This is a genomic window from Roseburia sp. AF20-18LB (genome assembly GCF_003461185.1).
GTDB classification, from domain to species: domain Bacteria; phylum Bacillota; class Clostridia; order Lachnospirales; family Lachnospiraceae; genus Roseburia_C; species Roseburia_C amylophila.
The window spans coordinates 341492-359515 of record NZ_QTWP01000002.1 but is presented as its reverse complement, the minus strand read 5'-3'; the positions used below and the strand labels follow the sequence as shown (position 1 = coordinate 359515).

At 39.3% G+C, this 18024-nt stretch carries 12 protein-coding genes; 11 read left to right on the top strand and 1 reads right to left on the bottom strand.

Going from position 1 to position 18024, the window contains the following annotated elements; all coding sequences use genetic code 11:
• The first annotated feature begins 66 nt into the window (after positions 1-66).
• The 11 genes from DWX65_RS06365 to DWX65_RS06315 all read left to right on the top strand — a co-directional run bounded on the left by DWX65_RS06365 (position 67) and on the right by DWX65_RS06315 (position 16098).
• Positions 67-1020 carry a DMT family transporter gene (locus DWX65_RS06365; RefSeq protein WP_118088121.1) on the top strand — a complete coding sequence of 318 codons (954 nt, stop codon included), beginning with the start codon at positions 67-69 and terminating at the stop codon, positions 1018-1020.
• Between the two features lies 1 nt (position 1021).
• Positions 1022-2221, top strand: coding sequence for a class I SAM-dependent rRNA methyltransferase (locus DWX65_RS06360; protein WP_118088122.1), 1200 nt, complete (start codon positions 1022-1024; stop codon positions 2219-2221).
• A gap of 177 nt (positions 2222-2398) precedes the next feature.
• Positions 2399-3649, top strand: coding sequence for an ATP-binding protein (locus DWX65_RS06355; RefSeq protein ID WP_242997827.1), 1251 nt, complete (start codon positions 2399-2401; stop codon positions 3647-3649).
• A 175-nt stretch (positions 3650-3824) separates the two neighbouring features.
• A complete protein-coding gene (locus DWX65_RS06350; protein WP_278336299.1) occupies positions 3825-4112 on the top strand; it encodes a zinc ribbon domain-containing protein in 288 nt (95 codons plus the stop codon).
• A gap of 244 nt (positions 4113-4356) precedes the next feature.
• Positions 4357-5628 carry a 23S rRNA (uracil(1939)-C(5))-methyltransferase RlmD gene (gene rlmD / locus DWX65_RS06345; RefSeq protein ID WP_118088124.1) on the top strand — a complete coding sequence of 424 codons (1272 nt, stop codon included), beginning with the start codon at positions 4357-4359 and terminating at the stop codon, positions 5626-5628.
• Positions 5629-5747: 119 nt separating this feature from the next.
• Positions 5748-10304, top strand: coding sequence for a hypothetical protein (locus tag DWX65_RS06340; RefSeq protein WP_118173090.1), 4557 nt, complete (start codon positions 5748-5750; stop codon positions 10302-10304).
• Positions 10305-10352: 48 nt separating this feature from the next.
• The gene (locus tag DWX65_RS06335) at positions 10353-10949 is read left to right on the top strand and encodes a hypothetical protein (RefSeq protein WP_117699065.1); all 597 of its coding nucleotides are present in this window, start codon (positions 10353-10355) and stop codon (positions 10947-10949) included.
• 287 nt (positions 10950-11236) lie between these two features.
• Positions 11237-12745 carry a ribosomal protection-like ABC-F family protein gene (gene abc-f, locus DWX65_RS06330; RefSeq protein WP_118173089.1) on the top strand — a complete coding sequence of 503 codons (1509 nt, stop codon included), beginning with the start codon at positions 11237-11239 and terminating at the stop codon, positions 12743-12745.
• 35 nt (positions 12746-12780) lie between these two features.
• The gene (locus tag DWX65_RS06325; protein WP_118173088.1) at positions 12781-13161 is read left to right on the top strand and encodes a DUF4186 domain-containing protein; all 381 of its coding nucleotides are present in this window, start codon (positions 12781-12783) and stop codon (positions 13159-13161) included.
• A gap of 57 nt (positions 13162-13218) precedes the next feature.
• Positions 13219-14664, top strand: a complete 1446-nt coding sequence (locus DWX65_RS06320) for an alanine/glycine:cation symporter family protein (protein ID WP_117841346.1) — start codon at positions 13219-13221, stop codon at positions 14662-14664.
• 78 nt (positions 14665-14742) lie between these two features.
• A complete protein-coding gene (locus DWX65_RS06315) occupies positions 14743-16098 on the top strand; it encodes a sodium-dependent transporter (RefSeq protein WP_118173087.1) in 1356 nt (451 codons plus the stop codon).
• A 144-nt stretch (positions 16099-16242) separates the two neighbouring features.
• Here the strand turns inward: DWX65_RS06315 and DWX65_RS06310 are convergent, their stop codons facing one another.
• Entirely contained in the window at positions 16243-17889 is a 1647-nt protein-coding gene (locus DWX65_RS06310) for a SulP family inorganic anion transporter (RefSeq protein WP_118173086.1), read from the bottom strand.
• Between the last annotated feature and the right edge of the window lie 135 nt (positions 17890-18024).

Below are 18024 nucleotides of genomic sequence, written 5' to 3'. Positions count from 1 at the left end.
GCCGGCACTGGTGTCTATGATGAAATGAGACAAGAATGAGAAGAAAAGCGAAAGCTTGAGAAAAGGATGAAAGCAATGGAAACAAAAGAAAAATTCATGCAGAAAACCATAGTAGTCTGGCTGGGAGCATTGGTGTGCTGCCTGTTGTGGGGCAGTGCATTTCCGTGTATTAAAATCGGCTATCAGATGATGTACATTGCATCGGATGAGGTGGCGTCCCAGATTCTGTATGCCGGCTATCGGTTTACGCTGGCGGGAATTTTAACAATAATATTGGGAAGTATCGGAAGCAGACAGTTTCTGCGTCCGACAAATGGCTCTCTTGGAAAAGTTTTTAAATTAAGCAGTTTGCAGACTGTGGGACAGTACCTGCTTTTCTATATCGGACTGGCGCACACCTCCGGGGTAAAAGCGTCCATTATTGAAGCATTAAATGTATTCGTGGCAATTCTGGTAGCAAGTCTTTTATTCCATCAGGAAAAATTATCGACGCGGAAAATAGCAGGCTGTATCATTGGATTTGCAGGCGTGGCACTGGTAAATATGGGAAGCAGCGGATTTGATTTTCATATGAGCGTGACCGGAGAAGGATTTATTTTCCTGTCAACGGTAGCGTATGCATTTTCTTCCGTGTTGTTAAAGCGGTATTCCAAATCCGAAAATCCTGTCATGCTGAGTGGATACCAGTTCCTGGTGGGTGGAATTATTATGGCATTGTGCGGCTTTGCAGCAGGTGGACGGGTGAGCGGATTTACGGCATCATCCTTTGGACTGCTGTTTTACATGGCATGCATTTCTGCCGTCGCATACACGCTGTGGGGCATTTTACTAAAATATAATCCGATTTCCCGTGTAGCGGTATTTGGATTTATGAACCCGGTGTTTGGTGTGATTCTTTCAGCATGGCTTCTGGGAGAAAAAGAGCAGGCAGCAGGCATCAAAAGTGTGATTGCCCTGATATTGGTATGCATCGGTATATTTGTGGTAAATTATAAGAAAGAGGTTACGAAGGAGGATTAACATGAGTGCAGTTGTAACATTGAAAAAAGGCGAAGGAAGAATGGTAAAATCCGGTGGCATGTGGATTTTCGATAATGAAATAGAAAGTGTCATGGGAACATTTGAAAACGGAGATCTGGTGCTGGTACACGATTTTGACGGATATCCGATGGGCATTGGATTTATCAACCGCAATTCCAAAATCCGGGTGCGCCTTTTCAGCAGAAAAGAAGATACAGTTATTGATGAAGCATTTTTCCGGACACGATTGCAGCAGGCATGGGAATACCGGAAAAAGACGGTAGACACCTCATCCTGTCGCGTGGTATTTGGAGAGGCAGATTTCCTGCCGGGACTGGTTATCGATAAGTTTTCAGATGTGCTGGTAGTGCAGTCCTTAGCACTTGGCATCGACCGTTACAAAGAGCTTATTGTAAAGCTTTTAAAGGAAATTTTGGCAGAGGATGGCATTACAATCCGCGGCGTATATGAGCGGAGTGATGCAAAAGTCCGCAAACAGGAAGGCATGGAGCTTAAGAAGGGCTTTATCGGAGAAGCATTTGATACCAATGTGGAAATTGTAGAAAATGGTGTGCGTTATATCGTAGATGTAAAGGATGGTCAGAAAACCGGATTTTTCTTAGATCAGAAATACAACCGTCTTGCCATTCAGAAATTATGTGAGGATGCAAGAGTGTTAGACTGCTTTACCCATACCGGCTCCTTTGCATTAAATGCCGGAATTGCCGGAGCAAAAGAAGTCACCGGAGTGGATGCTTCGGAACTTGCCGTACATCAGGCAGAAGAAAATGCAGCATTGAACGGTCTTTCCGGCACGGTAAAATTCCTGTGCAGGGATGTCTTTGAACTGCTGCCGGAATTAGAGGAAGCAGGCGAAAAGTATGATGTGGTAATCTTAGACCCACCGGCATTTACCAAGTCCAGAAATTCTGTTAAAAATGCCATCAAGGGCTATCGTGAGATTAACCTTCGTGCCATGAAGCTTGTGAAAAATGGCGGATTTCTTGCAACCTGCTCCTGCTCCCATTTTATGACGTATGAGTTGTTTACCAAGACAATCGGACAGGCAGCCCACAGCGTCCACAAGCGTCTGCGTCAGGTGGAATTCCGCACCCAGGCACCGGATCATCCGATTCTCTGGGCGGCGGACGAATCCTATTATCTGAAGTTCTATGTGTTCCAGGTTGTTGATGAGATGTGAAAATTTTTGAAAGTGGCAGGTCCTAAGTGAATTGCCACTTTTTTGTGTGCAAAAACACGTTGATTCGTATGGAAAAATGTAATATAATACATTAAAAGACGCGATGATATTTTAAAGAAGGGAGAGAGCACACACATGAAGCGTAAAATAACTGCTAAATTATATGAATGGAAAAATATGAAAAAAAGTAGAATGCCGTTACTTATTTATGGTGCAAGACAAGTTGGAAAAACGTTTGAAATGCGTGAATTTGGAGCATTATATTATAAAAATACAGTCTATGTAAATTTTGAAACGGACGAAAGAATTGGGAAGTATTTTGATACAGATATTCATGCAGATTATATCATCGCCATATTAGAAAAATATTATCAGGTAAAGATTGTACCGGAAAATACGCTCATTATTTTTGACGAGATACAGATGTGTGAAAGAGCATTAACTTCTTTAAAATATTTTTCAGAAGAGACACCGGAATACCATGTAATAGCTGCCGGAAGTCTGCTGGGTGTAGCAGTCAACCGTGAAAAATATTCATTTCCGGTAGGAAAAGTTCAGATGGTTACCATGTACCCGATGGATTTGGAAGAGGTATTGTGGGCTAAGGGAAAGCAGATGCTTTCGGATACCATACGGGAACATTATGAAAATAATCAGCCGTTAGATGAGATATTGCACGAGGAAGCTTTGCAGGAATTTTATCATTATTGCATCGTGGGAGGAATGCCGGCAGCAGTAAAGGCAGACCTTGCAAAAGACAGTCCATTGGAGCAGACGGAAATTCGTCAGATGCTGTTAAATTCTTATATTGCAGACATGACAAAATATGCAAATCAGACGGACACCGTGCGTATTTTTGAAGCGTATGATTCCCTGCCGGCACAGTTGGCAAAAGATGCAAAAAAATTTCAATACAAGCTGATAAAATCAGGAGCACGGGCATCTCAATATGGAGATGCAATTGATTGGCTGATTCGGGCTGGAATTGTGAATAAATGCATGAAGTGCAGTCAGGGATTTTATCCGGTTGCGGCATATCAGGATGTAAGTGCATTCAAATTATATTACAGTGATATGGGTATTATGTCTGCAAGAATAGGAATGACGTTGGAAGCATTACAAAGCATGGAAACAGAGCATTTTCGTGGCATACTGACAGAAAACTATGTTGCAATTGCTTTGAAAACAAATGGTTATGATCTTCATTATTGGGAGTCTGATAATACGGCGGAAGTGGATTTCCTGATACAAAAAGAAAGTCACGTTATTCCGGTAGAGTGTAAGGCTGGTAACCATGTAAAAGCCAAAAGCATGATGGTTTATATGGAAAAATATAATCCTTCGTATGCAATCCGGATTTCAACAAGAAATTTTGGGATGGCAAAAGGAATAAAATCAGTTCCGCTATATAGTGTATTTTGCATCTAAAGTTTTAGTTGCCTTATCGTACAGCAACAGTAAGTTGCTTTTCTGAAACTGAATTTACCGGTATGATATGGATAAAGGAGGTAGCAACGATGGAGACAAAAAATATTATTCTGGAACTTCGTACACAAAGAGGAATGTCCCAGAATGAGCCAACGGAACATATACCTATAACGATATGGATGAATTAATCGACATATGCGTTAAAAACATGGTAAGCGATGATTTTACAGAGGAGCAGGCGCGCGCATATATGAAAGAAATGCTCCCAAAGTTAGATTATTGGAAAAAATATGATGAACTTAGCGACAATGGAGAGTTTGAGGAGTTTAAGCAACAGCTAATAAAGGAAATAAATGAACTTCACATAGACGGGCTTCCTAAGGTTGAAAAATTAAATGCACTGGTAGGAAAATGGCGAAAATCCGGAATTACTTCTTTACAAAAAGAGATGATTGCAGTTTGATTGCAAAAATTAAATAGTGTGAAGTGTTGAAGGAACGTCGGTACAGCCTGTATCGACGTTTTGTATATCCGTAAGAAACTGCCAGTGGCAGGCTCAGCAGATGTCATTATTTCGCATTTTATTTTAATTCATTTATGAAAATTTAGGTATGAAAATATTTCTGCAATAACCATAGAAAAAGGCTGCTAAATGCGTTAAACTAAAAAATAGTATAGTATTTGAAAAATAAGGAACGGTACAGGAAATGAGAAAGTCAGAAGAGAACAATAAATTTAGAAAAAAGGAAAATGCAAAAAAGCAGCATGGTTCGAAATCGGAACGTCCGGAAAAACACATCTGCCCACCGGGAGAATGTGATCTTGCAAAAAAATGTGGCGGCTGCCAGTATCAGGGAATGGATTATGAAAAGCAGCTCAACAAGAAACATCGGGAAGTAAAAGAACTTTTAGGCAGCTTTGGAAAAGTGGAGCCGGTTATCGGAATGCAGGAGCCATTTCATTATCGGAACAAGGTCAATGCTACATTTCAGCGGCTGAAAAATGGAACAGTGATTTCCGGAGCATATCAGCAGGGAACACATTCGGTGGTAAAGATTGATGAATGTCAGATTGAGGATAAGATTGCGGATGGCATCATTTATGATATTCGTGGAATGCTTCGCTCCTTTAAAATAAAAGTATATGACGAGGACAGCGGGTATGGATTGCTACGCCATGTTCTGGTAAGAAGAGGTTTCCGTACCGGCGAAGTTATGGTTGTTCTGGTGCTGGCATCACCAATTCTGCCGTCAAAAAATAATTTTGTAAAAGCACTTCGTGAAAAGCATCCGGAAGTTACAACGGTGGTGGTAAATGTGAACGACCGGCGCACCAGTGTTGTCTTAGGAGAGCGGAATATTACCATTTATGGAAAAGGATTTATCGAGGACGAGTTGTGTGGACTCCGTTTCCGCATTTCTCCATCCTCATTCTACCAGATAAATCCGGTGCAGACAGAAATCCTTTATGGCAAAGCTATCGAGTTTGCCGGATTGACCGGAAAAGAAAAGGTAATCGACGCGTATTGCGGCATTGGTACCATTGGCATGGCAGCAGCAGGAAAAGCCGGCTCTGTCATTGGTGTGGAAGTGAACCGTGATGCGGTGCGTGATGCCGTGACCAATGCGAAGCGCAATAACATGAAAAATATCACATTTTACAATGAGGACGCCGGAGAATTCATGGTCAAGATGGCAGCACAGGGCGAAACTGCCGATGTGGTATTCATGGATCCGCCTCGTGCCGGAAGTGATGAGGCTTTCCTATCTTCACTACTACAGCTTTCTCCAAAGCGTGTGGTCTATATTTCCTGTAATCCAGTCACTCAGGCGCGGGACCTGAAGTATCTTACAAGCCAGGGCTACCGGGTGGAGCGGTGCCAGCCGGTGGATATGTTCCCGTGGACGTATCATATAGAAGTTGTGTGTGTGCTTTCAAAACTTAAATCAGGACATCATATATCGACAGAAGTTAACTAGATGATATGAACATGATTTGTGCAGAGAAAAAAGCAATATATGAAGAGCAGATTTAACGTAATTATTAAAATAAATTTTAGTGAGAGGAAACTTTAAAATTTTGTGGGAGGGATGGAATTATGCCATTTGAAAAAGGTGGAAGAGCAGACAAACAAGGGAATAGATATGAGATAAACTGTATAATTTATGAACTTCTCAAAATTTTGAATGAAACAAATTATAGTGTTATTGTTGAAGCACTTGGTATAGATGAAGTTGGTACTGATATATTAGTAACGACTTTTGATGGAAAGAAAGAGCATCAACAATGTAAAGCACGGAATGCAAGTAAAGAGTATTGGGATATTTCGGATTTAAAAGGGAAAGGTATATTTTTTTCGTGGAAGACTCAGTTAAATAGGGATAACAATAGAAGAGTGTCATTAGTTAGTCCTATGACGTGTTCCTTTTTGTTTGATTTACATAATCGAGCATGCAATACTAGTGGTAATGCAGAAGATTTTTATGATATACAAATCATGAAAAGTAGTAAAGAATTTCGAAAATTCTACAAAAGTTTTTGCAAGGAAATGGATTTGAATAGTGAAAAAGAAGTTGATGTCTTAAAAAGTATTGATTATTTGAAGAGAATTTTTTATAAGCAGATATCAGAATACGAGTTAGAGGAACGTATAAGTCAGAATATACAATATTTGTTTAACAGTGAACAAAAATTAGTTTACAATGCATTACTTTCATTTGCTACAGCAGAGAATATATTAGGAAAAGAAATTACACAATCCCTATTAAGCGACTATTTTATAAAACAGGAAATTATTCTTCGACTAAAAGAGGGAGATAAAAGAATCGCACCGAGAATTGAGGAGATTAATCAAGAGTATAGGGAAAATTTCAGGGCATTGCAAGGTACTTTGATATATAGAGATGAATTTGATGATTGCATAAAATCTATTGAAAATGAAAAATCAACTATTATTTCTGGAGGTGCTGGTTCTGGAAAAAGTGGGTGTACAGAAGCAATTCTAAATTATTGCGAAGAAAGGAAAATTCCACATATTGCGATAAAACTTGATCAGAGAATACCTTATAAAAATTGTGAGATTTGGGGAAAAGGGTTAGGACTTCCCAGTTCAATTGCTCATTCTTTGCACTGCACTTCAAGAAATGAAAATGCAGTAATTATTTTAGATCAATTAGATGCTTTAAGATGGACACAGGCAAATTCTAGCGAAGCACTTGCAGTTTGTTTAGAGTTAATTAGACAGGTAGAATACTTAAATTATGAAAGAAAGAAAAAAATAATTATAATATTTGTCTGCAGAACATATGATCTTGAAAATGATAATAATATAAAATCTCTATTTAAAAAGAAGGAATCTTCAGAGAAGGTTTGGAAAATAATTAAAGTAGGTGATTTTAAAGAAGATGTTGTAAAAGATATTATTGGTAAAAACTATGAACAATTGTCATTTAAATTAAAAAGACTATTAAGAATACCAAGTAATCTTTATATCTGGCAACATTTGGAAAAAAAAGAAATTTATGGGGATGGTTTAACTACCAGTCATTTGATAGATAAATGGTTTGAGCAAATATGTAGAAAAAGTATAACCATGGGATTACAGCAAAGAACTATTACTGAAACGAAAATAAGAATTGTTGATGTTTTGGAGAAAACAGGACGTTTGTATGTTCCTAAACAAATACTGAATGTTGAAGAAGCTGGATTAGATTATCTGATATCATCAGAAATTGTTGTGATTCAAAATGATAGGGTGGGCTTTGTGCATCAATCGATTTTAGATTATTTTATGTCGCAAAGAATGATGGAAAAATATTTTCAGGTGCAAAAGCTGGAAAATATTATAGGCGAAAAATGCAGACAAACGCCCGGAAGACGATATCAGGTACAGATGTTTTTGCAGAATCTTTTGGAATATAATAGTGAAGACTTCATCATATTTGGTAAGGAAATGTTAATTTCAGATAACATAAGATATTATGTCAAATATGTTTTTTATGAGATTTTGGGACAAATTCAAGAACCAGATGATAATATTATTCAATTTATTATAGATAATTGTGAAAATGAGATTTATGGAAATTATTTGCTGAATAATGTTATTTTTACGAGAAAGCAATATATAACTATATTAAGAAATCAAGGTGTTTTAGAACGATGGTATTCGATGGAGGAGAAAAAAAGTATTGTTTTTAATTTGTTGACGAGTATTGCACCAAATTTAGATGTTGAGGATATTTCTTTTATTGAAAGACATGCTTTTAGTGATAAAAGTGATGATGAGCAGTTTATGCGATGTTTTCTTCATGATATAACACAGGAAAGTGATGAAATGTTTGAACTTCGGATGATGTTTTATGAACATTATCCGAAGTACGCAAAAGAAATTTATATAGATGTCAAAACAATGATGAATCAATTTGAAGGGAGAACGATACGGCTTATTTCATTTTTGCTGAAAAATAAAATTAAAAGTCAAGGGAGATATGTATATCGTTACGAGGAAGAATTAGTGGATTCAGATAATTCTTTTTTAGTGGATAACGGGGAATATATACTTAAAGAATTGCTTCAATATATACCAAAGGAGTGTGGGTATGAAGTAAAGTATGGCGATTGGTCAGGAGTACATATGTATAAAAGTAGTATTGAAAGGACTTGTGTGGAGTTAGTTAAAAAGGCGACCATAGCTTTGTGCTACAAATCTCCAGAGTATTTTTGGAAATGCTATGAACCATATATGGGGCAGGGGTATTATGTGTTTAATGAAATTATTCTAACAGGATTGACAGTTGTGTCTCCTGAATATAGTAATCGGATAATGCGTTATCTCTGCAGTGATATGGACAAAAATATTTTTGATTACACGAGTGGAGCAGAAGATGAATTAGGGCTTGTAAAAGAGGTTCTAAAAATTCATGGGAATAGTTGTGATAAAGAAGAATTATTAATGATAGAAAATGCAATTTGCCGATATATTTCTCCAAAGGCGTCTGAATGGTATAAAAGAAGAATTGAGCAGAATGAACGAAAAGAATGTCAACCTGTGTATTGGAGTTTTTGGGGAGATTTGCAGTATGAATTATTACGATATTTACCAGAAGAGAGAATTAGCAAAAAAGCAAAAGAATTATTGCGTATACTAGATAGGCGTTTTCATAAAGAACCGTTGTGCTATTATAATAAGAATGGACATGCGGGATGGAGAAAGTCTCCTGTTTCAGGTAAAAATATTAGTAGGGGTCAGTGGCTTCAAATTATTACAAACAACAAGTTGAAGAATCGAGATGGTCGTAGATGGATTGAAGTAGAAGGCGGATTTATTGAAAGTTCTTATGAAGCCTATGCAAGTGATTTTCAATTGGTGGTAGAACAACATCCACAGGAGATGATAGAACTTGTTTTAAAGAATAAGGAACGAGTGTTGCCTGCTTTTGTAGATTCGCTGTTTTTAGGAGTGGAAGTATCGGAAAAGTTGGATGAGGTTGATTCTGTAGTTATAGAGAGGTTATTGGTTGAATTTCCGTGTGACATGAAAAGTTATAGGGCTTTGTATTTTTGTAAGATAGTTGAAAAAATAAGTAATGTTAATTGGTCACCGGAGGTAATGGAACAATTAATGAATATTGCTTTGAGACATTGCAATCCAGAATTAGATAACCCAATGGTAACAAATTCAGAAGATAAAGAAATGAAGAGTTGCAATATGTTGCATAGCAATGCATTAAACTGTGCGAGAGGCAGTGCAGCAATGGTGATAGGACATTTGCTCTGGGAAGATCAGGAAGCGTTTTTACGATTTAAAGATGTTATTGAAGGATTGATGAAAGATGAAAATCCTGCAGTGCGTTTTGCTTCATTGTATGCTTTATGGCCATCTTATAATATTGATAGAGAATGGGCTGCGGAAAAGATATTGCATTTGTATGAGTCAGACATTCGAATGGCAAGTTTTTGTGATTCGAAAAATATGTTCTTTCTCGTATATCCCCAATATAAAGAAAGAGTTATTCGCATTATCGAGAAATGTTTTGAATCTGAAGATAAGCAACTTGTAGAGTTAGGAGGATATGCTGTCTGCGAATTTTATATACGACATAATGAATTTGAAGCAACTATAATGGCTGTTCAATCTAAAAGTGAAGAGCAAATCAAGGTTATATTAGATATGGCTGTAATTTATTTGAACGTCAATGATTATCGAAATAAAGCCCAAAATATAATACTTACTTATAAGAACGTTGATGCAGATGTAGAATTTCCATTAGCCAAAATGTTTTATGATAAGTATGTTGATGCCGAGCGTGATAAAGTGTTTTTGCAGGAATTTATGAAAACTAAAGTAAGTAGAAGGTTGGTAAGGGCATTTGTTCGTTATTTGGAGGAAAGTGCAGTTTTTGTCGTTGATTATGCAGATATTATAATACAGCTTTGCGAGAATGTTTTAAAGATGGAGATTAAAGAGTTGAGAAAACAATGGGGCATAGAAAATGAGCTTTCAAAGTTGATTATTTCTTTATATGATAAGACCGCTAATTCTAGTAGAATGACAGATAAACAGATCGCTGATAAGTGTTTAAACTTATGGGATATCATGTTTGAAAGACAACTTGGATCAGTAAGAGAAATTAGCAGACAATTGATGGAACGGTAAAGAGAGAGAGGGAGCCAAAGAAAATATAGAAATGCAGGTGATAAAGTTATGTTAAAGTTAAAAGAAGGATATCATGTCCCATTTCCGGAGAAACTTTCGGAAGGATATGAAATGGAAGAAAATAGTATCGTTGCAAATGTGGGAGTTGACAAATTAGAAGAGGTAATACAGCATTTTATTGCAATTAAGGATGAACCATTATTTTTTATTCTTGAATTGCCGGCTTCTGGTGAAAAGGAGTCACCAAAAGCTTCGGGAATTGTGACAGCACTTCATAAAGACATTTATTATATTGATGGATGTAGTGTTGATGCGGCACTTATATTATTTGAAAGAACAAAAGATTTGCTGTTAGCAGATGGAATGTGCCAATTTGGCTTTGGATGCCATGAATCACATGATGAAATAATGGTTGAGAAGTACAATGTTGTTTCTATATATAGTCAGGATATAAAAAAATATAATGATTTTTATGAACCACATAATATTAGAGAAGCAGAAAATTTCATTACAGCCTGGGATACATTTTCACTGGAACATCCGGGTTCATCGGAGAGGATAGAGAAAAATGGAAAAACAGTATACGATTTACCGGAATTGTTAAAAGAGTGGGGAATCTATTTAGCTGAAACTGTCGAAGAGTAGCAACTGAGAAATTTATGGCATGGTTAAAAAATGCTCCATTGACAATCACCCCACCCTGCCGTATACTAACCCTAGATTTAATTTTGAAGGGAGAGTGTCCAATGAGAAAATAATTGACTTTTGAGAGCATGAAGATTTTAACTGCGGTAATCGTACCGCTATTTCGTGTTGCCAAAAGTGGATTATGTTCTCATGACCACTCTTTTTTTGTTGCACTTAATTAGCATATTATAAGAAACTGCTGGTGACAGAACGTAACCACTATTTGGTGACAGATAGGAGGCTATATGTCACAGATTAGAGTAAATCATTTAACATTTGCATATGAGGGAAGCTTTGATAATATTTTCGAAAATGTTTCTTTCTCTATTGATACGGACTGGAAACTTGGATTTATCGGAAGAAATGGAAAAGGAAAATCCACGTTTTTAAATTTACTGATGGGAAAATATGAATATACCGGTTCTATTACTTCGAATGCCGTTTTTGATTATTTCCCATATGATATTTCAGAGGAAAAATGGGAATTTCCAGCGGCGGAATTTGTAGAAGAATTCAAGGCAAATCTTGAATTGTGGAGAATTTATGCGGAGCTTTCGAAGCTGCAGGCAGATGCAGAAATCATGTATCGGCCATGGAAAACACTAAGCTTTGGAGAGCAGACCAAAGTTATGTTGGCAGTCCTGTTTTCGCAAGGAAATGATTTCCTGCTGATAGACGAACCCACCAATCATCTGGATGATGGGAGCCGGGAAATGGTAAAACAGTATCTTGCATCGAAAAAGGGCTTTATCCTTGTTTCCCATGACAGGGATTTACTGGATGCCTGCGTAGACCATGTGCTGGTGCTGAATCGCAGTACCATTGAGGTGCAGGCGGGCAACTTTTCCTCCTGGTGGGAAAATAAAGAGAAGAAAGACAATTTTGCAGTAGCGGAAAATGAAAAGCATAAAAAGGAAATAAGTAAGCTCAACGAAGCAGCAAAGAGAGTGCGCAACTGGTCGGAAAGGAGCGAGAACAGCAAAATCGGTTTTGACCCCATAAAGGAAAATGACCGGAGCATCAGCACCCGGGCATATATCGGTTCGAAAACCAAGAAAATGCAGGCAAGAGTAAAGCAGATGGAGCAGCGGATACAGACTGAGATTGCGGAAAAAGAGGGATTGCTGGTGGATTTAGAACAGCCCATTGATTTGAAACTGAATCCCCTGACACATCATAAAGAAGTACTGGTGTCGGCATATCAGTATGGTTTGCGGTATCAAGATGCCGATAAAATGCTGTTTGAAAACCAGACCTTTGAAATCAGAAACGGAGACCGTTTATTTATCAGTGGAAAAAATGGAAGCGGAAAGACCAGCCTGATAAAAGCAATTTTAGGAGAAAAAGAAAATTTTTTGGAACAGGGAGATTTAAGAATTGCGTCCGGAATAGAGATTTCTTATATCAATCAGGACACTTCGCATCTTAGAGGAACCGTGCACTCTTTTTGCATGGAGCACCAGTTAGAGGAAAGTCTGCTTTGCAGTATTTTGCGGCAGCTTGATATCGGACGGGAACAATTTGTCAAAAAGCTGGAAGAATATTCCGAAGGACAGAAGAAAAAGGTAGTGATTGCAGCCAGCCTTTTGAAACCGGCGCATTTGTATATCTGGGATGAACCGCTGAATTATATTGATGTTTTTTCAAGAATGCAGCTTGAAAATCTGATTCTTAAATATCAGCCAACTATGTTGGTGGTAGACCATGATGTGCGGTTTCGGGAGAAGATTGCAACGAAAACAGTCTGGTTGTAAAATGTAACTATAGTTTAGAAAAGAGGACCCACCATATGACCAAAGAAGAATGGTACCGGCAGCTTTTTGAACATTTATCAGCCTCTAAATTCAGAAGCAGCTTTCATTTAAAACAAAAAGATATTGCATATATAAAGGAAAAAGGACTGGATGTAATCCGGGAGCATGCCAGGGATTTTATTGCCAAAAGGGAGGCACCGGCAGTAATTCCAAACGATGGAAAGCAGACGCCCATGCGGGGGCATCCTGTTTTTATTGCCCAGCATGCAACGGCAACCTGCTGCCGGGAGTGCATTCGAAAGTGGCATAAGATACAGCCGGGAAAAGAACTGAGCCAGGTGCAGAAGGAATACTTGGTGGATGTGATTATGACCTGGATAGAAAAAGAGTTGTCACATTATGATAGCCAAATGTGAAATTAAATGTTAAAATACCACAATAGGGTTATTACGAAGAGAGAAAGGTATTTTATAATGGTAGTTTCAATTATTGAAAAAGTGTATTCATTTTTATGGGGAGACTGGATTAAAATTCCGCTTCCGGGGGGAGGCAGTCTTGGCATTTCACTGCTGATTATTTTGTTAATTCCAACAGGAATTTATTTTACGATTCGGACAAAGTTTTTACAGATAAGACTGTTCCCGGATATGGTGCGGGCACTGGTAGCAAAGAAGGAGCATAAAGACAGTCTGTCAACTTTTCAGACGCTGATTGTGTCCACGGCAACCCGTGTGGGAATGGGAAATCTGGTAGGTGTAGTTGCAGCAGTGTCGGCAGGTGGAGCCGGAGCGGTATTCTGGATGTGGATTACAGCGCTGATCGGTTCTGCTACAGCGTTTATTGAAGCAACTCTGGCACAGCTGCATAAGGAAAAAGATCCGCTGTATGGCGGTTACCGCGGTGGTCCGGCATATTATATCCATCATTTTTTTGAAGAAAAGTCAGGAAAGAAGAAAAAACATGTGCTGGTGGCAGTGTTATTTGCCATATCCGGTCTGATTTGCTGGTGTGGAATCAGCCAGGTAATCAGTAATTCAGTGGTATCTTCTTTTGAAAATGCATTTCATATTCCACCCTTGTATACAACAATTGTACTGGTGGCAGTTGCGGCGGTGATTGTATTGCGGAAAAATGCAACTGTAAAAGTACTGGATATGATAGTACCGATTATGGCAGTGTGTTATTTCTTTATTACATTATTTATTATTATCGTAAATTTCCGCAGTATTCCGGGCGTATTTGGCAGGATTTTTGAAGAGGCATTTGGTATCCGGCAGGTAGTATCCGGTGGATTTGGAGCAGTGCTTATGAATGGAGTTAAGAGAGGACTGTTTTCTAATGAAGCAGGTTCCGGTTCTGCACCTTGTGCAGCGGCAGCAGCGGAATGCGATAATCCGGTACGTGCGGGACTGACACAGGCATTGGGCGTATTTATCGATACGATTATCATTTGCAGTTGTACCGCTATGATTATGCTTATTGCACCGGAAAAGATAATTGCAGGAAAAGCTGGTATGGATTTGCTGCAGTCCACCATGCAGTATCATCTGGGCAGATTCGGAGTTATCTTTATTGCACTGACCTTATTTCTGTTCAGCTTTTCCACATTTCTTGGAATATTGTTTTATGCCAGAAGCAATGTGGCATATTTATTTGGAGATAAATGGATCTGGCAGACCCTTTATAAAGTCGTTGCACTGATTATGCTTTTTATCGGCGGAATTGCAACCTATACCTTCGTATGGGATTTAGGCGATGTGGGAATCGGACTGATGACGATATTTAATATCGGAATGCTGTATCTTATGGGGGGACAGGCATTGAAGGCACTGTCGGAGTATGAGAAAGAGAAAAAGACAGAAAAAGACAGTAATCAAAATCCGGCACCGGGAATTATCTTTTTAGAAAAAGAAAAGTAATAAAAAAGAAGTAGTTATCAAAACCGGTGATTCCATGTTATACTAGGGAGAAAACTACAAAAGGAGAAATTTATAGATATGGGTCGTGAATCATTTAAGTCCCGTCTGGGATTTATACTGGTAAGCGCAGGATGCGCAATCGGAATTGGAAATGTGTGGAGATTTCCGTATGTGGCAGGACAGAATGGCGGAGGAATCTTTGTACTGTTCTATCTTATATTCCTGATTGCCATGGGGCTTCCGGTACTGACAATGGAATTAGCAGTCGGAAGAGCCAGCAGAAAAAGTGCAGTTTTAGGATATAAGGCATTGGAGAAGCCAAAGAGTAAATGGCATATTCATGGCTGGGTGGCAATTTTCGGCTGTTATATGCTGATGATGTATTATACAACGGTTTCCGGCTGGATGGTAACTTATTTCTATAAGTTTGTAAAAGGTGAATTTACCCCAAGAATGGATGTCGAGCAGACCGGAGCTGTGTTCAGCAATCTTTTAGCAGATCCCAAACAGATGGCATTCTGGATGATACTGACTGTTGTGGTTGGATTCTTTGTATGCAGCCGCGGCTTGCAGAACGGATTGGAAAAAATCAGTAAAGTTATGATGAGTGCACTGCTGATACTGATTATTGTCCTTGCAGTACATAGCCTGACACTTTCCGGAGCAGGCGAGGGATTGAAGTTCTATCTGGTGCCAAATATGGACAGTGTCCGGGAAGTCGGTTTGAAAAATGTAATAACCTCTGCCATGAATCAGGCATTCTTTACTTTGAGCCTTGGCGTGGCAGCAATGGAGATTTTCGGAAGCTACATGGGAAAAGACCATACGCTGGCAGGAGAAGGAGTACGTATCTGTGCACTGGATACCTTTGTGGCGATTATGGCAGGATTGATTATTTTTCCGGCATGCTTCAGCTATGGCGTGGAAGTAGGCGTAGGACCAAGTCTTATCTTTGTGACACTGCCAAATGTCTTTGTAAATATGGGTGGCGGCAGAATCTGGGGCGCACTGTTCTTCCTGTTCATGACATTTGCAAGCTTTTCTACGGTAATTGCCGTATTTGAAAATATCATGTCCTTCTGCATGGATATGTTTGGCTGGAAACGCAACAAAGCGGCACTGGTAAATGGAATCATTATTCTTATTGCCAGTCTGCCATGTGTTTTAGGATACAATGTGTGGAGCAATCTCCATCTGATTGGCGGAAGGGATGTGCTGGACAGCGAGGATTTTATTGTAAGTAACCTGCTGCTGCCAATCGGTTCTCTTGTTTACCTGCTGTTCTGTGTGACGAAGTGGGGCTGGGGATTTGACAACTACTTAGAGGAAGCAAATACCGGAAAAGGCATTAAGATTGCAAGAAGATTAAAGCCATATTTCCAGTTTATCCTTCCGATACTGATTCTGTTTATTTTGATTCAGGGATTATTATAAAAATGGAAAAAGTGTGTAATTGCAGGAAGCATATGCGATTGCATCATTAAAAATAAAGTGTGCACTGCGGCGTATAAGGTAGATGTCGCAAGCGACCGCCGCAGGCGCGAGAATGTGCCAGGGCACATTCTTTATTCTCAAATTTTATTTTACCAGTGCTTCTGCATAATCCAGTGCATCCACAATATTGTGATGGAAATTTTCTTTTCCAACTAATCCAATAAAACCATCTTTTTCCATCACGCGCATTGGCTGCTCATTGACATGGGAGAATACCAGCGTGATATTTTTGCGTTTTGCACGGTTGGCAAGCTCATGGAGAGAACGCATTGCGCTGGCATCAATGGCAGGAACGCTACGCATACGGATGACAACAACCTTCGTATGATGGTTACTGTTGATATTAAGAATCTGGTCTGCTGCGGCGAAAAACATCGGACCGCAGATTTCAAAAACACTGATGGAATGCGGGATGTCACGCAGTTTTTCCGCTTCACCCGGTGTAATGTCAGGAGAATCTGTGTATTTCCATGCTTTGATATCAGCTGTTTCTGCCATACGTTTCATAAAGAGCAGAGCTGCTAATACAACACCGATTTCGATGGCAACCACAAGATCGAAAAATACCGTTAAGAAAAAGGTTGCAACCAGAACGATAATGTCACTCTTAGGTGCCATCTTACAAAGGCGGAAGAAAGAGGACCAGTCTGCCATGTTAGCGGCAACTACTAAAAGTACGGCAGCCAGTGTTGTCATAGGAATCAGTGCAGCCAGCGGCATCAACACCAGAAGAATAATGGTTAAAGTGATGCAGTGGGTGATTCCGGCAATCGGAGTACGTCCACCGTTTCGGACATTGGCAGCAGTTCTGGCAATGGCTCCGGTGGCAGGAATTCCGCCGAAGAGACCGGAGAAAATATTTCCAAGCCCCTGTCCCACTAACTCAGCATTGGATTTATGGGTATCGCCAATCATACCATCGGAAACAACAGCAGACAGTAAGGACTCAATTCCAGCTAAGATTGCAATGGTAAATGCCGGGGACAACATTTCCTGTACCAGCTTCATGGAAAGGGATGGAACATGAAAACCTGGAAATGTAGAATTTAATTCCCCGTAAACACTTCCGATGGTATTGACCGGAAGCTTGGCAAAATAAACCACTGCTGTTGTTACGATAATCGCAATCAGAGACCCCGGAATCTTATCGGTAATCTTCGGCCAGAGCAGCATAATTGCAACAGCCGCAATGCCAATCAGGGTTGCAGTCAGGTTGATGGAGCGGATATTTTTTGCATATACAATTACTTTATCTAAGAATTCAGAAGGAACAGAGGCAATATCCATACCGAAGAAATCCTTTAACTGTCCTACAAATAAAGTAACTGCGATTCCACAGGTAAATCCGGTGGTAATGGTATAGGGAATGTATTTAATCAGGGAGCCAAAACGGCAGATTCCCATAATTACTAAGATAATACCGGCAAGAATGGTAGCAACAATCAGACCGTCGGTTCCATACTCTGCAACGATGCCATAGATGATAACAACGAAAGCGGCAGTCGGACCGCCAATCTGTACACGGCTTCCGCCAAAGAATGAAATAAAAAATCCTGCGATAATTGCAGTATAAAGCCCCTGTTCCGGACCAACACCGGATGCAATCGCAAGGGCAATCGATAGTGGCAGAGCGATGATGGCAACAATGATACCGGAAATGATATCCTTCATCAGCTGCTCCTTCGTGTAGCTCTTCATCACATCAAAGAGCTTTGGTCGTAGTTCGTTCATAATAAAATCTCCTCATTTGTTCCTTTGTTTATGGTGGAAGATGAAATTTCTGTTTTGTCAGGATATCTGCACAGATATTCCAGAATACAGCGAAAACTTCACCTTCCCCCACTAAACACGCAATTCAAAAATTTA

Excerpts from the sequence above, each read along its gene's own strand:
- DWX65_RS06310 (WP_118173086.1), bottom strand. The coding sequence starts at position 17,889 with ATGAACGAACTACGACCAAAGCTCTTTGATGTGATGAAGAGCTACACG.
- DWX65_RS06320 (WP_117841346.1), top strand. The coding sequence starts at position 13,219 with ATGGTAGTTTCAATTATTGAAAAAGTGTATTCATTTTTATGGGGAGAC.
- abc-f (WP_118173089.1), top strand. The coding sequence starts at position 11,237 with ATGTCACAGATTAGAGTAAATCATTTAACATTTGCATATGAGGGAAGC.
- DWX65_RS06350 (WP_278336299.1), top strand. The coding sequence starts at position 3,825 with ATGGATGAATTAATCGACATATGCGTTAAAAACATGGTAAGCGATGAT.
- DWX65_RS06325 (WP_118173088.1), top strand. The coding sequence starts at position 12,781 with ATGACCAAAGAAGAATGGTACCGGCAGCTTTTTGAACATTTATCAGCC.
- DWX65_RS06365 (WP_118088121.1), top strand. The coding sequence starts at position 67 with ATGAAAGCAATGGAAACAAAAGAAAAATTCATGCAGAAAACCATAGTA.
- DWX65_RS06355 (WP_242997827.1), top strand. The coding sequence starts at position 2,399 with ATGAAAAAAAGTAGAATGCCGTTACTTATTTATGGTGCAAGACAAGTT.
- DWX65_RS06340 (WP_118173090.1), top strand. The coding sequence starts at position 5,748 with ATGCCATTTGAAAAAGGTGGAAGAGCAGACAAACAAGGGAATAGATAT.
- DWX65_RS06315 (WP_118173087.1), top strand. The coding sequence starts at position 14,743 with ATGGGTCGTGAATCATTTAAGTCCCGTCTGGGATTTATACTGGTAAGC.
- DWX65_RS06360 (WP_118088122.1), top strand. The coding sequence starts at position 1,022 with ATGAGTGCAGTTGTAACATTGAAAAAAGGCGAAGGAAGAATGGTAAAA.
- rlmD (WP_118088124.1), top strand. The coding sequence starts at position 4,357 with ATGAGAAAGTCAGAAGAGAACAATAAATTTAGAAAAAAGGAAAATGCA.
- DWX65_RS06335 (WP_117699065.1), top strand. The coding sequence starts at position 10,353 with ATGTTAAAGTTAAAAGAAGGATATCATGTCCCATTTCCGGAGAAACTT.